The organism is Cryptosporangium japonicum, assembly GCF_039524755.1.
Lineage (GTDB): Bacteria > Actinomycetota > Actinomycetes > Mycobacteriales > Cryptosporangiaceae > Cryptosporangium > Cryptosporangium japonicum.
This window is the reverse complement of record NZ_BAAAGX010000018.1, coordinates 324,339-344,757: the sequence shown is the minus strand read 5'-3', so window position 1 is coordinate 344,757 and position 20,419 is coordinate 324,339. Positions and strand designations below refer to the sequence as shown.

Annotated in this window: 13 protein-coding genes; 8 read left to right on the top strand and 5 right to left on the bottom strand. The window is 74.1% G+C overall.

All coding sequences use genetic code 11. The features are described 5' to 3' along the window. Positions 1-19: 19 nt before the first annotated feature. Entirely contained in the window at positions 20-3,640 is a 3,621-nt protein-coding gene (gene mfd, locus ABD437_RS24860; RefSeq protein ID WP_344651320.1) for a transcription-repair coupling factor, read from the bottom strand. A gap of 280 nt (positions 3,641-3,920) precedes the next feature. Between mfd and ppc the strand changes: the two genes are divergently transcribed. Both ppc and ABD437_RS24850 read left to right on the top strand, forming a co-directional pair. Further along, a complete protein-coding gene (gene ppc / locus ABD437_RS24855; protein ID WP_344651319.1) occupies positions 3,921-6,707 on the top strand; it encodes a phosphoenolpyruvate carboxylase in 2,787 nt (928 codons plus the stop codon). 136 nt (positions 6,708-6,843) lie between these two features. Continuing rightward, complete coding sequence (locus tag ABD437_RS24850; RefSeq protein ID WP_344651318.1) at positions 6,844-7,674, top strand: aldo/keto reductase; 831 nt, start codon at positions 6,844-6,846, stop codon at positions 7,672-7,674. On the opposite strand, the gene ABD437_RS24845 is transcribed toward ABD437_RS24850, so the two are convergent. Further along, the gene (locus ABD437_RS24845; RefSeq protein WP_344651317.1) at positions 7,612-8,184 is read right to left on the bottom strand and encodes a YveK family protein; all 573 of its coding nucleotides are present in this window, start codon (positions 8,182-8,184) and stop codon (positions 7,612-7,614) included. The genes ABD437_RS24850 and ABD437_RS24845 overlap by 63 nt on opposite strands. Further along, entirely contained in the window at positions 8,181-9,302 is a 1,122-nt protein-coding gene (locus ABD437_RS24840; protein ID WP_344651316.1) for a hypothetical protein, read from the bottom strand. Before ABD437_RS24840 ends, ABD437_RS24845 begins: the two co-directional genes overlap by 4 nt. Positions 9,303-9,513: 211 nt before the next feature. On the opposite strand from ABD437_RS24840, the gene ABD437_RS24835 reads away from it, so the two are divergent. Further along, a complete protein-coding gene (locus ABD437_RS24835) occupies positions 9,514-11,073 on the top strand; it encodes a sugar transferase (protein ID WP_344651315.1) in 1,560 nt (519 codons plus the stop codon). Positions 11,074-11,078: 5 nt separating this feature from the next. Here ABD437_RS24835 and ABD437_RS24830 read toward each other — a convergent pair whose 3' ends face one another. Then, on the bottom strand, positions 11,079-11,873 hold the full coding sequence (locus ABD437_RS24830; protein WP_344651314.1) for a YveK family protein: 795 nt from the start codon (positions 11,871-11,873) through the stop codon (positions 11,079-11,081). A 108-nt stretch (positions 11,874-11,981) separates the two neighbouring features. On the opposite strand from ABD437_RS24830, the gene ABD437_RS24825 reads away from it, so the two are divergent. Continuing rightward, positions 11,982-12,806, top strand: coding sequence for a phosphotransferase (locus tag ABD437_RS24825; protein ID WP_344651313.1), 825 nt, complete (start codon positions 11,982-11,984; stop codon positions 12,804-12,806). Here ABD437_RS24825 and ABD437_RS24820 read toward each other — a convergent pair whose 3' ends face one another. Further along, positions 12,807-13,934: a glycosyltransferase gene (locus ABD437_RS24820; protein ID WP_344651312.1), complete on the bottom strand. Its 1,128-nt coding sequence runs from the start codon at positions 13,932-13,934 to the stop codon at positions 12,807-12,809. Positions 13,935-14,118: 184 nt separating this feature from the next. Between ABD437_RS24820 and ABD437_RS24815 the strand changes: the two genes are divergently transcribed. Genes ABD437_RS24815 through ABD437_RS24800 form a run of 4 tightly spaced genes read left to right on the top strand, consistent with a single transcriptional unit; the run spans position 14,119 to position 20,412 of the window. Beyond that, entirely contained in the window at positions 14,119-16,530 is a 2,412-nt protein-coding gene (locus ABD437_RS24815) for a glycosyltransferase (protein WP_344651311.1), read from the top strand. Continuing rightward, a complete protein-coding gene (locus ABD437_RS24810; RefSeq protein WP_344651310.1) occupies positions 16,527-17,864 on the top strand; it encodes an O-antigen ligase family protein in 1,338 nt (445 codons plus the stop codon). Before ABD437_RS24815 ends, ABD437_RS24810 begins: the two co-directional genes overlap by 4 nt. Next, entirely contained in the window at positions 17,861-19,492 is a 1,632-nt protein-coding gene (locus tag ABD437_RS24805) for an oligosaccharide flippase family protein (protein WP_344651309.1), read from the top strand. The genes ABD437_RS24810 and ABD437_RS24805 overlap by 4 nt, the downstream gene beginning before the upstream one ends. Next, positions 19,489-20,412, top strand: a complete 924-nt coding sequence (locus ABD437_RS24800) for a sulfotransferase domain-containing protein (RefSeq protein WP_344651308.1) — start codon at positions 19,489-19,491, stop codon at positions 20,410-20,412. Before ABD437_RS24805 ends, ABD437_RS24800 begins: the two co-directional genes overlap by 4 nt. Positions 20,413-20,419: the final 7 nt, after the last annotated feature.

The following is a 20,419-nucleotide window of genomic DNA, read 5'->3' as shown; positions in this document are numbered from 1 at the left end:
TCCAGGTTCAGAGCAACGCCTACACCGGCGTGGGCTCCGGCACCATCGCGTCCAGGAAGCCGGCGGCCCAGTCGAGCAGCGCGGTGTCGCGTAGTGGCTGGCCGCCCACCCGGGCGGTGGACGGGCGTGGGACGAGCACGACGTCGACGGCCTGCTTGTACATGGCGCCGGGGTACAGGCGCTGCAAGCGCATCACCTTCGACTCCGGCAGGCGTAGCGGCGCGAACCGCACCTGACGGCCCTGCAGCGACACCTCGGTGATCGACGCGGCCCGCGCCTTCACCCGGAACGCGGCGACCGCGAACAGGTTCTCCACCGGCTCCGGCGGGTTGCCGTACCGGTCGCGGATCTCCTCGCGCACCTGCGCGAGCTCCTCGCTGGTGGTGACACCGGCCAGCTTGCGGTACGCCTCGAGCCGCAGCCGCTCCCCCGGGATGTAGTCGTGCGGAAGGTGCGCGTCGACCGGCAGATCGACCTTCACCTCCGACTCGATCTCCGACCTCTCGCCCTTGTACTCGGCGACCGCCTCACCCACGAGCCGGACGTACAGGTCGAACCCGACGTTCGCGATGTGCCCGGACTGCTCGCCGCCGAGCAGGTTGCCCGACCCGCGGATCTCCAGGTCCTTCATCGCGACCGCCATGCCGGCGCCCAGGTCGGAGTTCTGCGCGATCGTGGCCAGCCGGTCGTGCGCGGTCTCGGTGAGCGGCCGCTCCGGCGGGTACAGGAAGTACGCGTACGCACGCTCGCGCCCGCGGCCGACCCGCCCGCGGATCTGGTGCAGCTGCGAGAGCCCCAGCACGTCGGCCCGCTCGACGATCAGCGTGTTCGCGTTCGGGATGTCCAGACCGGACTCGACGATCGTGGTCGAGACCAGGACGTCGTACTCCTTCTCGTCGAAGCCGAGCATGACCCGCTCGAGCGCGTCCTCGTTCATCTGGCCGTGCGCCACCGCGACCCGCGCCTCGGGCACCAGCGAGCGCAGCCGCGCCGCCGCACGCTCGATCGACTCGACCCGGTTGTGCAGGTAGAACACCTGCCCCTCGCGGAGCAGCTCGCGGCGGATCGCCGCCCCGATCTGCTTCTCCTCGTACGGGCCGACGAACGTGAGCACCGGGTGGCGCTCCTCCGGCGGCGTGAGGATCGTCGACATCTCGCGGATGCCGGTCAGCGACATCTCCAGCGTCCGCGGGATCGGCGTCGCCGACATCGTCAGCACGTCGACGGCCGTGCGCATCTGCTTGAGCTGCTCTTTGTGCTCGACGCCGAAGCGCTGCTCCTCGTCGACGATGACCAGGCCGAGGTCCTTGAACCGGGTGGAGGCCTGGAGCAGCCGGTGCGTGCCGACCACGATGTCGACCTCGCCGGTGGCCAGCTTCGCGACCGTCTCGGCCGCCTCACCGTCGGTCTGGAAGCGGGAGAGCTGCGCGATCTTGACCGGGAACTGCGCCATCCGCTCGGAGAACGTCAGGAAGTGCTGCTTGGCCAGGATCGTCGTCGGCACGAGCACGGCGACCTGCTTGCCGTCCTGCACGGCCTTGAACGCCGCCCGCACCGCGATCTCGGTCTTGCCGTAACCGACGTCGCCGCAGATCACCCGGTCCATCGGGTACGGCTTCTCCATGTCGGCCTTGACCTCGTTGATCGCCACCAACTGGTCGGGCGTCTCGATGTACGGGAACGCGTCCTCCAGCTCGCGCTGCCACGGGGTGTCGGAGGAGAACGTGTAGCCCTTCGTGCTGGTGCGCGCCGCGTAGAGGCGGATCAGCTCACCGGCGATCTCCTTCACGGCCTTGCGGGCGCGGCCCTTGGCCTTCTGCCAGTCGGCGCCGCCCATCTTGTGCAGCGCGGGCGACTCGCCGCCGACATAGCGGGTGAGCTGCTCCAGCGAGTCGGTGGGCACGAACAACCGGTCGCCCGGCTGGCCACGCTTGCTCGGCGCGTACTCGAGCACCAGGTACTCGCGCTCCCCGCCGTTGATCGTCCGCTTGATCATCTCGATGTACTTGCCGACGCCGTGCTGCTCGTGCACCACGAAGTCACCCGGCTGGAGCTGCAGCGGGTCGACCGCGTTGCGCCGCCGGGACGGCATCCGCCCCCGCTCCCGGCCGGAACCGGCCCGCGCCCCGGTGAGGTCGGACTCGGTGAACACGACCAGCTGCGCGCTCTCCAGCAGGAAACCGCCGGCGAGCTGACCGGTGGTGACCAGCACCGCCCGGGGTTCCGGCGCGGACGGCACGTCGGCCACCAGCACCGCGCCCAGATCGGCCTCGCGCAGCGTCTCGGTGGCCCGCTGCGCGGAGCCCGGCCCCTCGAACACGAGGACGGCACGCCAGCCCTCGGCCACGCGTGCGCGGAGCTCCTCGACCGCACGGGCGGGTTCGCCGCGGAACCCGTCGACCGACTTCGCGTCGATGGTCAACGACTCCCGGGTGACGCCCGGGTCGGCCACGGACGGGATCGGTACGTCGAGCGCGTCGTCCTCGATGTCGGAGGACGCCGACGCCGCGGCCGAGACGCCGAACGGCGCCACCGTCCACCACGGCAGCCCGCGCCCGGTGCCGGCCGAGCGCACGTCGGCGAGGCTGCGGAACGCGGCGGCGCCCAGATCGATCGGCGCCTCACCCCCACCGGCGGCCGCGGCCCAGGACGCCGCCAGGAACTCGGCGCTGGTGGCGACCAGGTCACGCGCACGCGCCCGGATGCGTTCCGGGTCGCAGAGCAGCACGTGGGTGCCGGCGGGCATCGCCTCGACCAGCAGCTCGAGCTGGCCCGAACCCTCCAGCAGCGCCGGGGTGAGCGACTCCATGCCCTCGACCGGGATGCCGTCGGCGACCTTGTCGAGCATTTCGGCCAGCGCCGGGTGGTCCTTGGCCAGCTGAGCGGCCCGGTTCCGCACCTCGGGCGTGAGCAGCAGCTCCCGGCAGGGCGGCGCCCACAGGCCGTGGGCGGCGATCTCCAGTGACCGCTGGTCGGCGACCGCGAAGTAGCGGACCTCCTCGACCTCGTCGCCCCAGAACTCGACCCGGACCGGGTGCTCCTCGGTGGGCGGGAACACGTCGAGGATGCCGCCGCGGACCGCGAACTCGCCGCGCTTCTCGACCAGGTCGACCCGCGCGTACGCGATGTTGACCAGGCGTTCGACGACGTCGTCGAGCGGGGCGGTGTCGCCGGCCTGCAGCCCGACCGGCTCCAGCTCGCCCAGGCCGGCCAGCTGCGGCTGCAGGACGCTGCGCACCGGCGCGATGACGACGTCGAGCGGGCCGGTGGTGGGATCGTCGGTGGACGGGTGCGCGAGCCGGCGGAGCACGGCCAGCCGGCGGCCGATCGTGTCGGCGCGCGGCGAGAGCTTCTCGTGCGGCAGCGTCTCCCAGGCCGGGTACACCGCGACGCGGTCGGGCGGCAGCAGGCACGTCAGCGCCGCCGCGAGGTCGTCGGCCTCCCGGCCGGTCGCGGTGACCGCCAGCACCGGCGCCGAGGACCCGGCGCGGGCGGCGGCCAGCGCCGCGACCACGAACGGACGCAGCGATTCGGGGGCGGTGAGGTCGAGCTCGCCGGCCGCGTCACCGGCGGCACGCCGGGCGATCTGGCCGAGAGCCGGATCGGTGAGGCTCGCGTCGAGCAGACCACTCAGGCTCATCAGATGCCTTCCTAGAAATTCAGCGCGCACGTCGAACAGGCCCCGTCCGCGCGTGAGCGGGAGGGAGCCGGAGGCCACGCAAGAACCAGCCTACGCCGGGGCGCCGACAGAAACTTCCGCCAGACTCAAGCGCGGGGGCCCCGCCGATGTTCCCCCGGCTGACGTCCCACTACTTGATCGATGCGGCCTGCGCCACTGCTCCGGCCCGGGCCAGCCTTTAGGCTGGTGAGCGCGGGACACCGTAGTCCCTGGAGCCGAACTTCATCCCCGGGGAGTCGCCATGCCCGACGCCGTGCCCTCCGACCTGTGGGGCCTGGGCAACGTCGCGTCCGACGACGCGAACCAGGCCGACCGTGAGCTGCGTGCCGACATCCGGCGCATGGGCAACCTGCTGGGCGAGACGCTCGTCCGACAAGAGGGCCCGGAGCTGCTGGAGCTGGTCGAGAAGGTGCGGGCGGCCGCCCGCACCGACGCCGCCGCGGCGGCCGACGCGCTCGCCGGCACCGACATCCCCACCGCGATCCGCCTGGTCCGCGCGTTCGCCACGTACTTCCACCTGGCGAACATCACCGAGCAGGCCCACCGCGGTCGTGATCTGCGCCGCCGCCGGGCCAACCAGGGCGGTTGGCTGGAGGGCGCCGCGCAGCGCATCAAGGCCCGCGGGTTGACGTCGGAGGAGATCGCCAGCGGCGCCGAGCAGCTGGCCGTGCGGCCGGTGTTCACCGCGCACCCCACCGAGGCGGCCCGGCGTTCCACGCTGGCGAAGCTGCGCCGGGTGGCCGACCTCTTGGAGGCCGAGGCCACCGAGGCCGCGGTGTCGGGCACCCCGGCCGCGTACGTGAGCCGCCGCACCAACCGCGAGCTCGCCGAGGTCGTCGACCTGCTGTGGCAGACCGACGAGCTGCGGATGGAGAAGCCGGAGCCCACCGACGAGGCCCGCAACGCGATCTACTACCTCAACGACCTGCACGCCGACGCCGCGCCCGCGGTGCTCACCGAGCTGGCCGACATCCTGGCCGACCTGGGCGTCGAGGTGCCGTCCACGGCCAAGCCGCTGACGTTCGGCAGCTGGATCGGCGGCGACCGGGACGGCAACCCGTTCGTGAACGCGCAGGTCACCCGCGACGTGCTGAAGATGCAGTACGAGTACGGCATCCGCGACACCGACGCCGACCTGGCCGCGCTGGTCGAGGAGCTGTCGGTCTCCGACCGGGTCGTCGGGGTGTCGGCGGAGCTCGAGGAGAGCGTCGCGGCCGACCTGGCGAACCTCCCCGAGCTGGAGACGCGCTACCGCCGGGTCAACGCGGCCGAGCCGTACCGGCTGAAGATCCGCTGCATGCGCGCCAAGCTGGCCAACACGCGCATCCGGCTCGCCCGCAACGCCGCGCACCAGCCGGGGCGCGACTACCTGGGCTCCACCGACCTGGTCGCCGATCTCGAGGTCATGCGCCGGTCGTTGCGCGAGAACCGCGGCACGCTGATCGCCGACGGCACGCTGACGAAGCTGATCCGCACGGTGTCGGCGTTCGGCCTGCACCTGGCGACGCTGGACATCCGCGAGCACTCCGGCGCGCACCACCAGGCGCTGGCGCAGTTCGTCGACCGGGTGGGTGAGCTCTACGAGCCGTACACGGCGCTCAGCCGGGAGGCCCGCACCGAGTACCTGGCCCGCGAACTGGCCGGACGACGCCCGCTGGGTGGGCCGGACGTGCAGCTCGACGAGGCCGGCGCGAAGACGTTCGGCGTGTTCGGCGCGATCCGCGACATCCTCGACCAGTTCGGGCCCGAGGTGATCGAGTCCTACATCATCTCGATGACCGAGGGTGTCGACGACGTGCTGGCCGCCGCCGTGCTGGCGCGCGAGGCCGGCCTGGTCGACGTCAACGCCGGCGTGGCCAGGGTGGGCTTCGTGCCGCTGCTCGAGCAGGTCGCCGAGCTCAACGTGGCCGGGGAGATCCTCGACCGGATGCTCTCGATCCCGGCCTACCGGGCGATCGTCACCGCGCGCGGCGACGTCCAGGAGGTCATGCTCGGGTACTCCGACTCGAACAAGGACGCCGGCATCACGTCCAGCCAGTGGCAGATCCACCGGGCGCAGCGCGCGCTGCGTGACGTCGCCCAGCGGCACGGCGTCCGGCTGCGGCTGTTCCACGGCCGCGGCGGCACCGTCGGCCGCGGTGGTGGCCCGACGCACGAGGCGATCCTGGCCCAGCCGTACGGCACGCTCGACGGCGCGATCAAGGTCACCGAGCAGGGCGAGGTCATCTCGGACAAGTACGCGGTGCCGTCGCTGGCCCGCGAGAACCTCGAGCTCACGGTGGCCGCGGTGCTGCAGGCGACGCTGCTGCACACCCAGCCCCGGCAGCCCCAGGAGGACCTCGACCGCTGGTCGGACCTGATGGACAAGGTGGCGGCGCCGGCGCAGCAGGCCTACCGCGACCTGATCCACGACCCGGACCTGCCCCGGTACTTCTGGGCGTCGACGCCGGCCGAGCTGCTCGGCGCGCTGAACATCGGCTCACGGCCGTCGAAGCGCCCCGACACCGGTTCCGGCCTGGCCGGCCTGCGGGCGATCCCGTGGGTGTTCGGGTGGACGCAGTCGCGCCAGATCGTGCCGGGCTGGTACGGCGTCGGCACCGGGTTCGCGGCGGCCCGCGAGGCCGGGCTCGGTGACCTGCTCGCCGACGCGTACGCACGCTGGCACTTCTTCCGCACGTTCGTGTCGAACGTCGAGATGACGCTGGTCAAGACCGACCTCTCGATCGCGCGGCGGTACGTGGAGCGGCTGGTCGACCCGGGCCTGCGGCACATCTTCGACAAGATCGTCGCCGAGCACGAGCGCACGGTGGCCGAGATCCTGGAGATCACCGGCGAGCCGGCGCTGCTCGACGCGCAGCCGGTGCTGCAGCGCACGCTCGCGGTCCGCGACACGTACCTGCAGCCGCTGCACCATCTGCAGATCGAGCTGCTGGCGCGGTACCGGGCCGATGAGAGCGACCCGCAGCTGCAGCGCGCGCTGCTGCTCACGATCAACGGCGTCGCCGCCGGCATGCGCAACACCGGCTGATGTAAACGCCTAGTTAACAGTCCGGTCATGAGCCCGCGCGGGAGCGCGGGCTCATCCGTGCGTGCCTACTATCGGATTCCCCGCATACATCAACGTCGATAGTGCGGTCCCCGTCCTGCTCGACGGAGGACACGTCATGAGAACGAGACAACTCGGCAAAGGTGGCCCGCACGTCAGCGCGGTGGGCCTCGGCTGCATGGCACTGTCCTGGTCGCGGGACGACGACGTCACCCGCGCGGTGATCCACTCCGCGCTCGACCACGGCGTGACGTTCTTCGACACCGCCGACGTCTACGACCGGGGCCACAACGAGGAGCTCGTCGGGCGGGCGTTACGCGGGCACCGCGACGAGGTGACGCTCGCCAGCAAGGTGGGCCTGGTGGGCGACGGCGTCGACGGTTCGCCCGGCCACATCGAGACCGCGATCGACGCGAGCCTCTACCGGCTCGGCGACGACGTCGTCGACCTCTACTACCTGCACCGCGTCGACGAGGCGGTGCCGCTCGCCGAGAGCTGGGGCGCGCTGGCCGCGCTGGTCGAGAAAGGCAAAGTGCGTCACATCGGGTTGTCCGAGGTGACGCCGGAGCAGGCGGCCGAAGCCCACGCGATCCACCCGGTGACGGCCGTCCAGTCCGAGTTCTCGCTGTGGCACCGGGCGCCGCTGGAGGCGGGCGTGATCGAGTGGTGCCGGGCGAACGGCGCGGCGTTCGTCCCGTTCGCGCCGCTCGGGCGGGGGTCGGTGAACGCGCTGCAGCCGCTGCGCGAGGTGGCGGAGCGGCACCGGGCCACCCCGGTGCAGGCCGCGCTCGCCTGGTTGCTGGCCCAGGGTGAGCACGTGATCCCGATCCCGGGCACGAACAAGCGGCGCTACCTGCAGGACAACGTCGCCGCGACGCGGATGTCGTTAACCGACTCCGACCTCGTCGACCTCTCCGGGGGCACGCTGGCGGGCGTAGCCGAGCGCTAGCAGCGCGAGCACGGCCAGGCACAGCACACCGGCCCCGCTCACCAGGTAGAGCAGGGTGCGCGGCGGTCCGCTGGGCGCGGACGGCACGACCGCCGGAACGATCAGGTCGACGACGACCTGCCCGTCGTCGACGCTCTGGCGAACGCCCGCACGGGCCAGCGCGTTCGCGATCTCGGCGCCGTCGCGGGCATCCGGCCCGGTGACGCCGATCCGCAGGTTCACGGTGCCCGGCTGCTGGACTACCGTGGTGCTCTTCGCGATCGTCCCGGCCCGGATCCCGAGCGTGACGGCGAGCGCGTCGAGCGTCGCCGGAGCCGACAGGTAGGCCACGTACCGGCTGGTGGCCAGCGTCAGGTCGTCCGAGCCGACCTCGCCGGGGTCGCGCGGCGACAGGCTGAGCACGGCCGTGCTGGTGTACGCGTCGGGCTGGGCGTGGACGTACCCCACCGTGGTCGCGCCCAGGCAGAGCACGAGCGCGACCACGAGGGCGAGCGGTGAGCCGCGGTTCATCGGGCCATCGCCGGTTCGCGCTCCTCGACGACGACCGGTTCGGGCCCCGGTGCGGCGGTCCGCCGACGCCAGGCCAGCACGCCGAGCCCGACGACGAGCAGGGCGCTGGCCCCGGCACCGGCCAGCACGACCGGCGGGAAGACCGGCCCGAACGCACGCGCCGGGCCGGGCGTCCTGGTGATCGTCACCCGCCCGATCGGGGCCGGCAGCTGCTCGCCGCCGGTCAGCAGCGCGGACCCGTCGTCGGTGTACGTGATGGCCTCACCCTGGGCGGCCTTCGGCAACGTGACGTGGCGCGGGACGCCGCTGCTCAGCGCGCCGGCGACGTCGCCGTCGGGCGCGTCCCACTCCAGCGCGACGCCCGGTGTGCGCAGCACGAAGCGGACGCCGTCCGGCGAGACCGCGCCACCGGTCACCGAGAGCGCCCGGCCGGGCAGCAGCGGGCGCAGGTCCAGCGTGCCGACGCGGTGCAGCGTGCTCACCGGCTCCAGCGGCACCGAGGTCTCGTAGACCGCGGCCACCCCGTTGCGTACCTTGCTGACCAGTACGAGCCGGCCGGTCAGCGTGGGCAGCACGGCCTCGACGTCCTGCGGGCCGTCGGGGTAGCGCACGTCGTAGCGGCTGACCGCGTTGACCAGCGGGATCGGGTTGTCCCGGGTGACCGGCGTCCCGGCTCGGGCCGAGTCGAGCGTGCGCCCCGGCACCCAGCGGTAGAGCGACGCCACCGTACGCGAACTGGTGTTCCCCCCGGTGTCGGCCAGCCAGAGCGCCCCGTCCGCGGCCACGCCGACGTCTTCGAGGTCGACCGCCTTCTCGCCGCTGGAGCGCAGCGTGGCCCGGGGATCGTGGGCCGAGGGCAGGGTGAGGATCGTCTGCCGGATCGCCCGGCAGCGGTCGTCGAGCTGCCAGACCGTCACCGGCGCGGTGTCGTTGACGACGTAGAGCGCGCCGCGGGTCGTTGCCATGCCGCTGATCGAGTCGAGACGCGGGTCGGTCACGGTGCAGCGGGTGGACGGCGCGCCGTACGACGTCCGCGTCCCGGTCTCGGCGGCCGCCGCGCTCGTCCCGGCGAGTCCGACCGCCAGCAGCGCGGTCAGCAGCGCAGCCCGGCCCCGCATCCGCAGCCTCCGTCTTCGTGAACTCCAGTGCGCGTCGAGGTTACCGTCTTGCGCCGTTTAGTGTTGCCCCGTACCTAAAAGCTACTTTATGCGTTTGACTGTCCAGGAAGTCTTGTTCGCACCTTTTTGCGAACTTCTCGGGGGGACGGATGATCGACCGGGGCGTCCGGAGGACTAGCTGTGCCGTGGTTCGGGAGCCGGGAGTCGGCGGATGACCGCGGAGCAGGTCACCGACACCCTCGTGCTACCGAATTTCGCCGAGACGGTCGAAGTCGCGCCGGTGGAGGCGCCGGTCGACCGGCAGGACCTCCGGCGACGAGCCGCGGTCGCCGCGTGCGACGCCGCGGCGGCGGTGGCCACGGCCACCGCACTCGGCTGGGCTCTCGACTCGCTCCCGCTGCAGCAGGCACTCCTCGTGCCGGCCGGCTGGACGATCACCGCCTGGGCGGTGGGCGCGTACCACCGGCGCCGGCTGAAGATCCGGCTCGGCGACGCCCGCGGCCTGCTGGTGACGACAGTGACGTTGCTGGCCGTGACCAGCGTCGTCGCGACGCTGCTGTCGCTCTCCGGCGCCCGGCCGCTGATCCTGGTCGCGGTGCCGGCGACGGCCGTGGCGGCCGCGCTCAGCCGGGTGGCGCTGCGCCGGTTCACCCGGGTGGGAGAAGCGCTCGCCGCCGCCCCGCTGGTGCTCTACGGCCCGCAGGACGCGGTACGGCAGTTCTGCGCGGCCGCCGGGCGTGACCGCTCCGGCCCGACGATCGCGGCCGCGTGCATCACCGACCTCGGCCGGGCCGGCGGTGAGCGGGCGTCGTGGGCGGGCTGGGACGGCCCCGGCGCCGCCGAGCGCGCGGCCGACCTGGCGGCGCTCGCCGCGACCGGTGGCCCCGGCGGACGCGGCCTGACCGTCGTGGACGTCACCGCCGGCCTCGCCGACGACCCCGAGGCGGCGCTGGACGCCGTCGTCGAGACCGTGCGGCGCTCGGGCGCGGACACCGTCGTGGTGACCGGGCACTGTGATCCGGACGCGCTGCGCGCGCTCTCCTGGCGTCTGGAAGCTCACGCGGTCGGCGTCGCCGTGACGCCGTTGTGGCCGGTGAGCGCGGAACGGGTGTCGGTGCGCTGCTACGGCGACGCCACGCTGGTCGAGGTGGCGCCACCGCGCTACGACGGCGCCCGGCTCACCCTGCGCCACCTCGTCGACCGGGCGATCGCCGCCCTCGCGCTCGTCGTGCTGTCGCCCGCGCTGCTCGGCGTCGCCGCCGCGGTGAAGCTGACCAGCCCGGGGCCGGTGTTCTTCACCCAGTACCGCACCGGCCAGGGCGGCCGCCGCTTCCGGCTGCTGAAGTTCCGCACGATGGTGGCCGACGCCGAGGCGCTGAAGGGCGCGCTGGCCACCGCGAACCAGTACACGGCCGGGACGCTGTTCAAGGTACGCAACGACCCCCGGGTGACGCCGGTCGGCGCGATCCTGCGCGCGCTCTCGCTCGACGAGCTGCCACAGCTGGTGAACGTGGTGCGCGGCGACATGGCGCTGGTCGGGCCGCGCCCGACGGCCACGCCGCCGGAGCAGATGCGGCCCGACTACCGGCGTCGCACGCTGGTCAAACCGGGGATGACCGGGCTCTGGCAGGTCAGCGGACGGTCGAACCTGCCCTGGGAGGAAGCCGTCCGCCTCGACCTGCGCTACGTCGAGAACCGGTCGCTGGGCATGGACTTCGACATCGTCTGCCGGACGCTGCCCGCGGTCCTCTCCCGCGACGGGGCCTACTGAGCCCGCTACCGGCTGCTGGGCGTGATCGACCGGACGATCACGGTCCCGGGGTCGAAGCTGACCGTGTCCTCGTCGTCGAGACGGCGATCTTCCACGGTCGGCTCGTCGAGCGCGGACATCTGGACGGTGTCCTCCAGCGGTTCCGGCCGGGCCAGTGGCGCCGTCGCCAGGACGGTGTCCGGCCCCGGCCGCCGCAACGTCGCCGGTACCACCGGCACCGCGGCCCGCGGATAGCGCCGCCGCACGTACCACCGCACGCCGAGCCCCGCGATCGCACCGACGACGAGTGCCCCCACCGCCGCTCCGCCGAGCAGCACGGCCTCGCTCGGGCCGTCGGCCGCGGTCGGCAGCGGCGCCTCGGCGAGCATGCGCGCGGCCAGCACCGGGTCGGCCGACGCCCGCTCGACGACGAGCGCGGCGATCCGGTTGGCCGCCTCGGAGGCGATCCCCGGCGAGCGGCCGGACACCGAGATCGCCACGTTCGCCGTGGTCGCGGGCATCGTCACGGTCAGCCCGCGCTGCAGCTCGGCCGGCCGGACCCCGACCGAGACGGCCGCCTGCCGCACGACGTACGGCGACGCGGCGTAGGCCACGTACCGGGGCACCATCAACGTCACCGAGGTCGCGCTGACCGGCCGCTCCCCCACCGGAACGAACGCGATGACCGCCTGGGCCGACCAGGTCACCGGGCGGGTGACGACGTGTGCGGCCGACCCGGCCAGCACGGCGAGCGCGGCCACGAGGAAGAACAGCCAACCGCGGAGAAGCGCCGGGGGACGCGCAGCTAGTTTTGTGGGCATTTCACTAGTTTGTCGTATTTTTCTCACTTAGGCTGCCGACCCGTGACACCCTTCGTCCGGGCCGAGGCCAGTCCGTCACTTTCCTACCTTCCTGAACCGGCACGTGCCGTGCTGAGTGATCTGGGAGTCGATCTCCAGGTCCTCGAGTCCCCGCCGTTCGTCGGGCCGCGCCGGCCGGTACGCCGCTTCGTCGGCTGCGGCGTCGTGGTCGAGGTGGCGGAGACCGAGCCCGGCCGGCTGCGCCTCCGGCGGGAGCTCTGGGGACGCCACTGGGCGCACCAGGTCGGGATCCCCACGGTTCCGGTGCTGGCCGCGGACCCGGACGGCGCCTGGGTCGTGGCCGAGTGGTGGCGCCCCGCCGCGCCCACCGGTCCGGAGTTCCTCGACGACGCGGTGGCCACCGCACTGCGCGTGGCCGGCTCTCCCCCGCCGCCGCCGGGGCCACCGCCGGCGCAGTGGACGTCACCGCGGCGGGCGGCGCCGCTCCGGCTGGCCCGCGGGGTGCTCGGCGGCGTACCGACCCGGCTCTGGCTGGCGGCCCGCCGCGCGGCCGCCGGGCTGCCCCGGGTGCCGGTGACCCACGGCGACTTCTACCACCGCAACGCGCTCTGGTGCCCCGACCGCGGCGGGGTGCACGTCGTCGACTGGGAGTACCTGGGGGCCGGGCCCCGCCACGGCGACCTGGTGCGCCTCTGGACGCTGCTGCCGCACCGCACCGACCGGGACGCACTGCGCGAGAAGATACTGGCGCTGAGCCCGGCCTCCGAGCACCGGGAGATCGGGGTGCTGGCGCTCTACCTCGCGCTGCGGTTGCTCGGCGAGAACGTCAAGGGCGCCCGCGCCGACCGGCACCGCGACGATCTGCACCACGCCCGGACGATCCAGCCCGAGGCCCGCGAGCTCGCCCGCGCGCTGGACGCCTGGCCGACCTAGTCAGGTGCCCACCTCGGCCGGTGGGCGGCGGCCGCGGAGCAGCTCGCCGTAGAGGTCGAGCAGCCGGGCCGACGAGTCGTCGCTGCTGCCGGCCGCGGACGCCGCCCGCCGACGTCCGGCGTCGGCGGCCGATCGGGCGGCCTCGGGGTCACCGAACACCGTGACGATCGCCCCGGCGAGCGCCTCGGGGTCCTCCGGCGGCACGATCCACCCGGTTCCCGGCGGCACCGACTCGGCCATTCCGTCGACCGCGGTGGCCACCACCGGCCGCCCGAGCGCCATCGCCTCCAGCGGCACCAGCGACATGCCTTCCCACCGGGACGGACAGACCACGACGTCGGACGCGTGGAGCCAGCTCAGGGCCACCTCCCGGTCTACCGGACCGGTGAACGTGACCCCCTCGGCCCCGGCGGTGTCCACCGCCGCCTCCAGCGCCGGTCGCGCCGGCCCGTCCCCCACCAGCACCAGCCGGGCGCCCGGCGCGGCCGCACGCACCGTCGGCCAGGCGTCGATCAGCACGTCCTGGCCCTTCTGCCGGGCCAGCCGCGCCGTGCAGACCGCCACCGGCGCCCCTGGTTCCAGCCCGAACGCCTCCCGCACCGCGGGCCGCGGACGGGCCCGGATCGGCTCGATCGCGGTCGGCAGCACCGCGTTGGGCAGCACCTCCATCCGCCCGCGCAGCCCGTGCGCCACCCCGGTGTCCCGCTCGGCGGCGCTGACGCAGATCACGACGTCGGTCCACCGCGTCGCGAAGCGCTCCCAGCCGAGCACCGCCCGGCGCATCGCCCCCTCCACGGCCAGGAACGACCAGGCGTGCGGGCTGAACACCGTCGGCACCCGCCCGCGCAGGACGAAGCGCCCGATCAGCCCGGCCTTCGCGCAGTGCAGGTGGACGACGTCCGGCCGGACCTCCTCGAAGATCCGGCGGAACGCACCGGCCTCGGCCAGCATCCCCGGGCCCGGCCCGCGCGCCGCCTTCCAGGTGACGACGTCCGCGCCGCGCGCGCCGGCCAGCGTGGCCAGGCGCCCGCCCGGACAGGCGACGGTCACCTGGGCTCCGTGCTTGGCCTGGTACTCGACGTAGTCCGCCACGCAGTGCGCCAGACCGGTGTTGACCGCGTGGGACACGTGAAGAACCTGGACGGACGACACTAATAACCCTCCAGAACCGGAAAGTGGCTCATTCTTGCTTTTATCGGCGTAAAGAGACTAAAACGACCGAGGCGACCAGTGAGCGTGCCACAGCCGGAGCCACCGACGCGAGCCACGCCACGCCCAAGGTTCAAGGCGCTTCCCGGGAGGACCAGCAGCCATGGCGCACTTCCCGATCACTCCGCCGCTCCGTGCCCTGATCGTGACGCCGAGCGGCGTCCTGGGCGGGGCGGAGTCCTGGCTGCTCTCGATGCTCGACCACACCGAGCGGCTGCGCCCGTGGGTGGTTCTGCTCTCCGACGGCCCGCTGCGTTCCGAGCTGAACGCGCGTGGCGTCCCGGTGATCCGGCTGCCGACCGGGCGTACCGGCGCGGCCGTGGCGGGTGCCGCGGCCCGGCTGGTCCGGACGCTGCGTGAGCTGGACCCGGACGTCGTGGTCGGCAACGGCGTGAAGGCGCAGTGCGTGGTGGCTCCGGCCGCGCGGCTCGTCGGAGTCCCGTCGGTCTGGGTCAAACACGACCACAGCTTCGACCGACGGCTGGCGCGCCGGCTGGCGAAGGCGTCCGACCGGGTGGTGGCCACCGCCGACGACGTCGCGGTCGCGGCGCGGCGTGCGGACACCCTGACGATCACGCCGCCCCGCTCGGCGCCCCCGGTGGAGCGCGACGAGGCCGTGCGCATCCTGCGCGGGCTCGACGTCCCGGCCGGTGAGCGCCTGCTGCTCGCGATGCCGGTACGGTTCGTGCCCTACAAGGGCATCGACACCGCGATCCGCGCCCTCGCCGAGCCGCAGGCCCGCGACTGGGACCTGCTGGCCGTCGGCCCCGACGACCCGACCCGGCCGGACGAGCGCGAACGGCTGGCCTCGCTGGCCGCCGACTGGGGCGTGGCCGGCCGGGTGCACCTGCGCCAGAGCATCCCCGCCGTCGGGCGTCTGCTCGCCGGTGTCGACGCCGTCGCGGTGCTCACGCGCCCCGACGGTCCACGCACGCCCGGGCGGGAGGGCTTCGGGCTGACCGCGCTGGAAGCCCAGCTGGCCGGCGTCCCGGTGATCGCGGTGGACGACGGCGGCCCGGTCGCGCGTCGCGTGGGGCCGCGGCCGTTCGGTTCGGTGAGCCGGTCGGCCGGGCTGCTGGTGCCACCGGCGGACCCGCCGGCGCTCGCGGGTGCCCTCGGCGCGCTGAGCGACGACGAGGTGCGTGCCGCGCTGGGCGACGAGGGCCGCCGCCGCTCGGCCGACCACCCGGACGCGACCACCCAGGCCGCCCGCTTCGCCGCGGTGCTGGCCGAGGTGGCCCACCGGCCCGGCGCCGGGCTGTTCCGGTCCGACGCCCCGCCGGTCAGCGTCGTCAGCCCGGTGCTCGACGAGGCCGCGGTGATTGACGGCCTGATCGGGACGCTCGCCGCCCAGCTCGGCCCGGACGACGAGTACGTGCTCGTCGACGGCGGTTCCACCGACGGCACCGTGGAGCGGATCGCCGCCTGGCACGCCGAGGATCCCCGCATCCGGCTGGTGCGGCACGGCGGCGGCAGCATCGGCTACAGCCGCAACCGGGGCGTGTCCGCGGCCGTCCACGAGTTCATCGCCTGCACCGACGCGGGCTGCACCCCGTCGGCGAGCTGGCTCGACGGCTTCCGCGCGGCCGCCGCCGAGACCGTCGCGGCGGCCCGGCGGCTACCGGTCGGTGGCGGCGAGCACCCGGCGGAGCGGCCGGTCGAGCTGTACGTCGGCGTCTACTCGGCCGCCGTGCGCCCCGACCGCTGGTTCGAGCCGGCGATGGCCGCGATGAACTGGCCGGACCCGGTGGAGCTCCGCCGCCGGACCGCGTTCCGGGCGCTCTACGGGCGGCTGTTCGGGCGCGCGTTCTCCGCCGCCCGCGTCGACGGCCGGTCGGTCGGGTTCACCCGGGAGGTCTGGCACGCCGCCGGCGGGTTCCCCGAGCACCTGCGTACCGCCGAGGACGAGGCGTTCGGGCGCGCGGTGCGTGCGCTCGGCGCCCGCACGACGCTGACGCTCGACGCCGCCGTCACCTGGTACCAGCGCCACGACGTCGGTGCCGCGTTCGCGCAGTTCCGCGGCTACGGCCGGGGCGGCGGCACCGGTCGCTCCGGGTGGCTGCTGCGCCGGGACGCGATCCGGTTCGGCGGGTACGTCGCCGTCGCGGCCGCGCTGACCCGGGGTGGGCGTACCGGGCGGCTGCTGGCCCTGGCCGGTGCGGCCGGGTACTTCTCGCTCCCGATCGCCCGGGTGCTGCGCCGGGGTCAGTCGCCGCTGGTGATCCCGCTGGTGCCGCTGGCCGCCCTGCTCAAGGACGGCGCGAAGCTGATCGGCACCGCCGAGGCACTGCTGGGCTCGGCCACCGGGCGCTACGACGACGAGGCCCCGCCCGCCGAGAACAAGCCCCCCGAGCACTGGGCCTACGGCTGGGACGGCGACGCCTGGACGGTGATTCCCCGCCCGCTGCTCACCGGCGAGGCCGGCGAGGCCGGCGAGGCCGGGGACGCCGGGGACGCCGGGGACGCGCCACGCGAACCGGCCCGCGCCGGACGGGTCATCGAGGCGGAACCGTGACCGGACCGCCGGTACGCGCAGCGCTGCCGCTGGGCGCGGTGGCGCTGGTGTTCGCCGGCCCCGCGGTCGGTGACCGGCCCCTGCCCGGCACCGGCGGCGCGCTCGAGGTCATCCACCTGGTCTGCGTGTCCGCGATCGCCGTCACCGCGGCCTGGGCGCTCGCGGGACGGCTGCCGGTCGGCGCGGTGCTCCACCGCCGCACGACGGTCGCGCCGCTCTGGTTCGGCGCCGGGCTGGTGGCCGCCGCGGCGGCGTCGACGCTCGTCGCCGCGAACCCGCTGCGTGGCACGAAAGTCACCGCGACCTACGCGGCCGGGCTGCTGCTCCTCGTCGCGGTGCTGCTGGTGGCGACGTCACCGGCCCGGCTGCGTGCGCTCGTCGGCACCGCGGTGGTGGGCTCGCTGACCGTGACGCTGCCGATCCTGAGCCAGGCCGAGCAGCTGAAGCCGGTGTACGGCGGCGCGGTCGTGCGTAACCGGGCCCAGTCGATCTTCGCCGACCCCAACCAGTTCGGGTGTTACGCGGCGCTGATCGTGCTGCTCGCGGTGGGGTGGTTCCTCGCCGCACCGCACCGCTGGGAGCGGGTGCTCGCCGCCGGTGGTGGGGCGGGCGCGGCCGCGGCTCTGGTGCTGTCGCTGAGCCGGGGCGCGTGGCTGGGCACCGCGGCCGGCCTGGTCGTCGTCGCGCTGATGCACTCCGCGGTGCGCCGGACGCTGCTCGCCGGGGCCGCGTTGGGAGCGACGCTGGTCGCGGCCGGTGTGCTGGTGAGCCTCACCGCTCCGACCGAGGTGCGCGGCGGGCCGGCGGCCGGGCTGGTCGAGGTCGTCGCCGACCGGATCGCGGTGATCGACGACCGGGCCGCGAACCCGCACGACGTCCGGCCGATCACCTGGCGGGAAGCCGTGCGCCAGTTCACGCTGCACCCGGTGCTGGGCAACGGGCCGGGATCGTTCAGCACGCTCGCGGCCGAGTCGCCGTCGGTGATCCAGTTCGCGCCCCGGCTGCACGCCCACAACGCGCTGCTGCACATCGGGGCCGAGACCGGCGTCGTCGGGCTGTTCGCCGGGGTCGGTTTCGCCGGCAGCTGCGGTCTCTCCGCTCTGGTGAGCGCCCGCCGCCTCCGCCGCACCGCGGCCACCGCGCCGACCCCGGGGACGGCCCGGCGGGCGCTCGGGCTGGTGGCCGGCACCACCGGGGCGCTCACCGCGCTCTCCGTGCACCTGATGGTCGACTACCCGATCCGCAACCCGGTGCTGATGATCACCGCCTGGTCGGTGGCCGGCCTGCTGCTCGCGGCCGGGCGCACGGCGTCGAGAGACCGGGTCGCGGTATGACCGCGGTCGAGGACCGGCGCAGCGCCGAACTGCGGGGCATCGCCAGGGCGGGCACGATCAGCCTGATCGGGTCGGCGGCCTCCGCCGTCCTCGGGTTCGCGCTCGTCGTCCAGGTCAGCCGGGGCCTCGGCGCGGCCGGCGCCGGCGCGTTCTCGGTCGTCGTCGCGGTGGCGATGACGCTGGCGGTCGCCGGCCGGTTCGGCACCGACACCGCGCTGGTACGGATGGCCCCGCGCCTGCGTGCGCTCGGCCGCACCCGGGACATCGACGCCGCCGCGGTGGCCGCGCTCGCGCCGGTGTTCGCCGGCACGACGCTGCTCGCGGCGCTCGCCTGGTGGGCCGCGCCGCACCTGGTCGACGTCGTGTTCGAACACCCGGCCCCGCCCGGTGCGGGGTGGCTGATCCGGGTGGGCGTGGCCACCGTGCCGCTGGCCGCCACCGGGTACGTCGCGCTCGCGGTCACCCGCGGCCTGGGCAGCGTGGTGCCGCTCACGGTCGTGGAGAGCATCGCCAAGCCGGCGTTGCGGTGCGCGTTCGTCGGGATCGCGATGGCGGCCGCGCACCGCACCTGGCCCGACGCCGGGCTCACCGCCGGACCCGTCCTCTGGACCACTGTCGCCTGGGCGATCCCCACCGTCCTGGGCGGCGTCTGGGCCGCCGTCCTGGCCCACCGCGCCCTCGCCGCGGTCCGCCGGGAGGACCCGCCCGCGGCCGTCGACACCGCCGCCGAACCGGGCGGAACCGCGGCCACCTGGCGGGAGCTGTGGCGGTTCGCCACCCCGCGGGCGGCGGCCTCGGCGTGCGAGATCGCCGGGATGCACTCCGGGATCATCCTGGTCAGCGCACTGGCCGGCGTCGCCGACGCGGGCGTCTACAACGCCGCGCTGCGGCTGGCCCTCGCCGGCACGCTGGCCCTGCAGGCGCTCCGGCTGGCGATCGCCCCCACGCTCGCCCGGCTGCTCACCGTCGGCGACGTCGACGGCGTCGAGCACCTGCACCGCACCGCGTCGGTCTGGATCACTGTCGTCTCGTTCCCGCTCTACCTGGTCTTCGCCGCCTGGCCGACCGAGGTGCTGCGGTTGTTCGGTCCGGGGTTCCAGGCCGGCGGCGCGGCGCTGGCGATCCTGGCCGTCGCCACCCTGGTCAACCTCGCCACCGGCCCGGTGTCGACGTTGCTGCTGATGAGCGGCCGTTCCGCGCTCACGCTCGCGGTCACCGCGGTGTCGTTGACCGTCAGCGTCGTGCTCGCGGTCGTGCTGATCCCCCGCTACGGCGTGCTGGGCGCGGCCATCGCCAAGGGTGCCGCGGTGGTCGGCGAGAACGTCGCGGTGACGCTCATCGTCCGGCGCTCGGTGGGCGTCCGCACGCTCTCCCGACCGCTGGCGCGCGCGGCGGCCGTCGGGGTGCTGTGTTTCGTCGTTCCGGCCGTGCTCTACCAGCTGGTCGCCGGGCACGACTTCCCGGCCGCCGTCGTCGTGGTCCTGCTCGGCACCACCGCGTACCTCGCGCTGCTGTGGCGCCACCGCGAGGAGTTCTCGCTCGCGGACCTCGCGGCCGCGCTCCCCCTGGACCGACTGCGACCGCGCCGCCCGAGATCAGGCTCCCGAGCCAGCAAGGAGAACCGATGAGCATGCTTCGCCACGTCGAGGTCCCGGATCCGCTGCGCGCCGCGAAGCGTCACGTGCCCCGGCCGGTGAAGCGGGCCGTGCGCCGGGCCGTGCGCCGCTTCGGTGAGCACACCGCGGAGCAGCGCGCGCTCCCGGACTTCCTGATCATCGGCACCAAGCGCGGGGGCACCACGTCGGTCTGGAACTGGTTGGTGCGCCACCCGAACGTCGCGCCGATGTTCCCGTCGGTCCAGCAGATCAAGAGCCCGCACTACTTCGACATCCACTACGGCCGGGGCGAGCGCTGGTACCGCTCCCACTTCCCGAGCCACGGTGCGCTGGAGCGGGCCGCCCAGCGCAGCGGCATCCGGCCGCTCACCGGCGAGGCGAGCCCGTACTACCTGTTCCACCCGCTGGTGCCCGAACGGGTCCAGCACACGGTGCCGAAAGCGCGGCTGATCGTGCTGCTGCGCAACCCGGTGGACCGGGCCTACTCGAACTACTGGGAGCGACGCGGCTCGAACGCCGAATGCCTGCCGTCGTTCGAGGCCGCGATCGACGCCGAGGACGAGCGCCTGCGTGGCGAGGCCGAGCGGATCCGCACCGAGCCCGGCTACTACTCGGCCCACCACGACTGGCACAGCTACCTGGCTCGGGGCCGCTACGCCGAGCAGCTCGTCCCCTGGCTCGACCGGTTCGGCCGCGACCAGCTGCTGATCCTGCCGTTCGAGGACCTGCGCTCGAACGCGAACAACGCCTACCGCGCGGTGCAGGAGTTCCTGAGCCTGCCGGTCGTCGAGCCACCCCGGCTGGCCCACCACAACAAGCTCCCGGTGCCGCCGATGTCCGCGGCGACCAGGGCGCGGCTCGTGGACTACTACCGCCCCTACAACGCCCGCCTCACCGAACTACTCGGAACTCCCTTTGATTGGGACCGATAGGAGAAAA

Bases quoted from the DNA above. Each gene is read 5' to 3' on its own strand.
- mfd (WP_344651320.1), bottom strand. From the start codon at position 3,640: ATGAGCCTGAGTGGTCTGCTCGACGCGAGCCTCACCGATCCGGCTCTC.
- ppc (WP_344651319.1), top strand. From the start codon at position 3,921: ATGCCCGACGCCGTGCCCTCCGACCTGTGGGGCCTGGGCAACGTCGCG.
- ABD437_RS24850 (WP_344651318.1), top strand. From the start codon at position 6,844: ATGAGAACGAGACAACTCGGCAAAGGTGGCCCGCACGTCAGCGCGGTG.
- ABD437_RS24845 (WP_344651317.1), bottom strand. From the start codon at position 8,184: ATGAACCGCGGCTCACCGCTCGCCCTCGTGGTCGCGCTCGTGCTCTGC.
- ABD437_RS24840 (WP_344651316.1), bottom strand. From the start codon at position 9,302: ATGCGGGGCCGGGCTGCGCTGCTGACCGCGCTGCTGGCGGTCGGACTC.
- ABD437_RS24835 (WP_344651315.1), top strand. From the start codon at position 9,514: ATGACCGCGGAGCAGGTCACCGACACCCTCGTGCTACCGAATTTCGCC.
- ABD437_RS24830 (WP_344651314.1), bottom strand. From the start codon at position 11,873: ATGCCCACAAAACTAGCTGCGCGTCCCCCGGCGCTTCTCCGCGGTTGG.
- ABD437_RS24815 (WP_344651311.1), top strand. From the start codon at position 14,119: ATGGCGCACTTCCCGATCACTCCGCCGCTCCGTGCCCTGATCGTGACG.
- ABD437_RS24805 (WP_344651309.1), top strand. From the start codon at position 17,861: ATGACCGCGGTCGAGGACCGGCGCAGCGCCGAACTGCGGGGCATCGCC.
- ABD437_RS24800 (WP_344651308.1), top strand. From the start codon at position 19,489: ATGAGCATGCTTCGCCACGTCGAGGTCCCGGATCCGCTGCGCGCCGCG.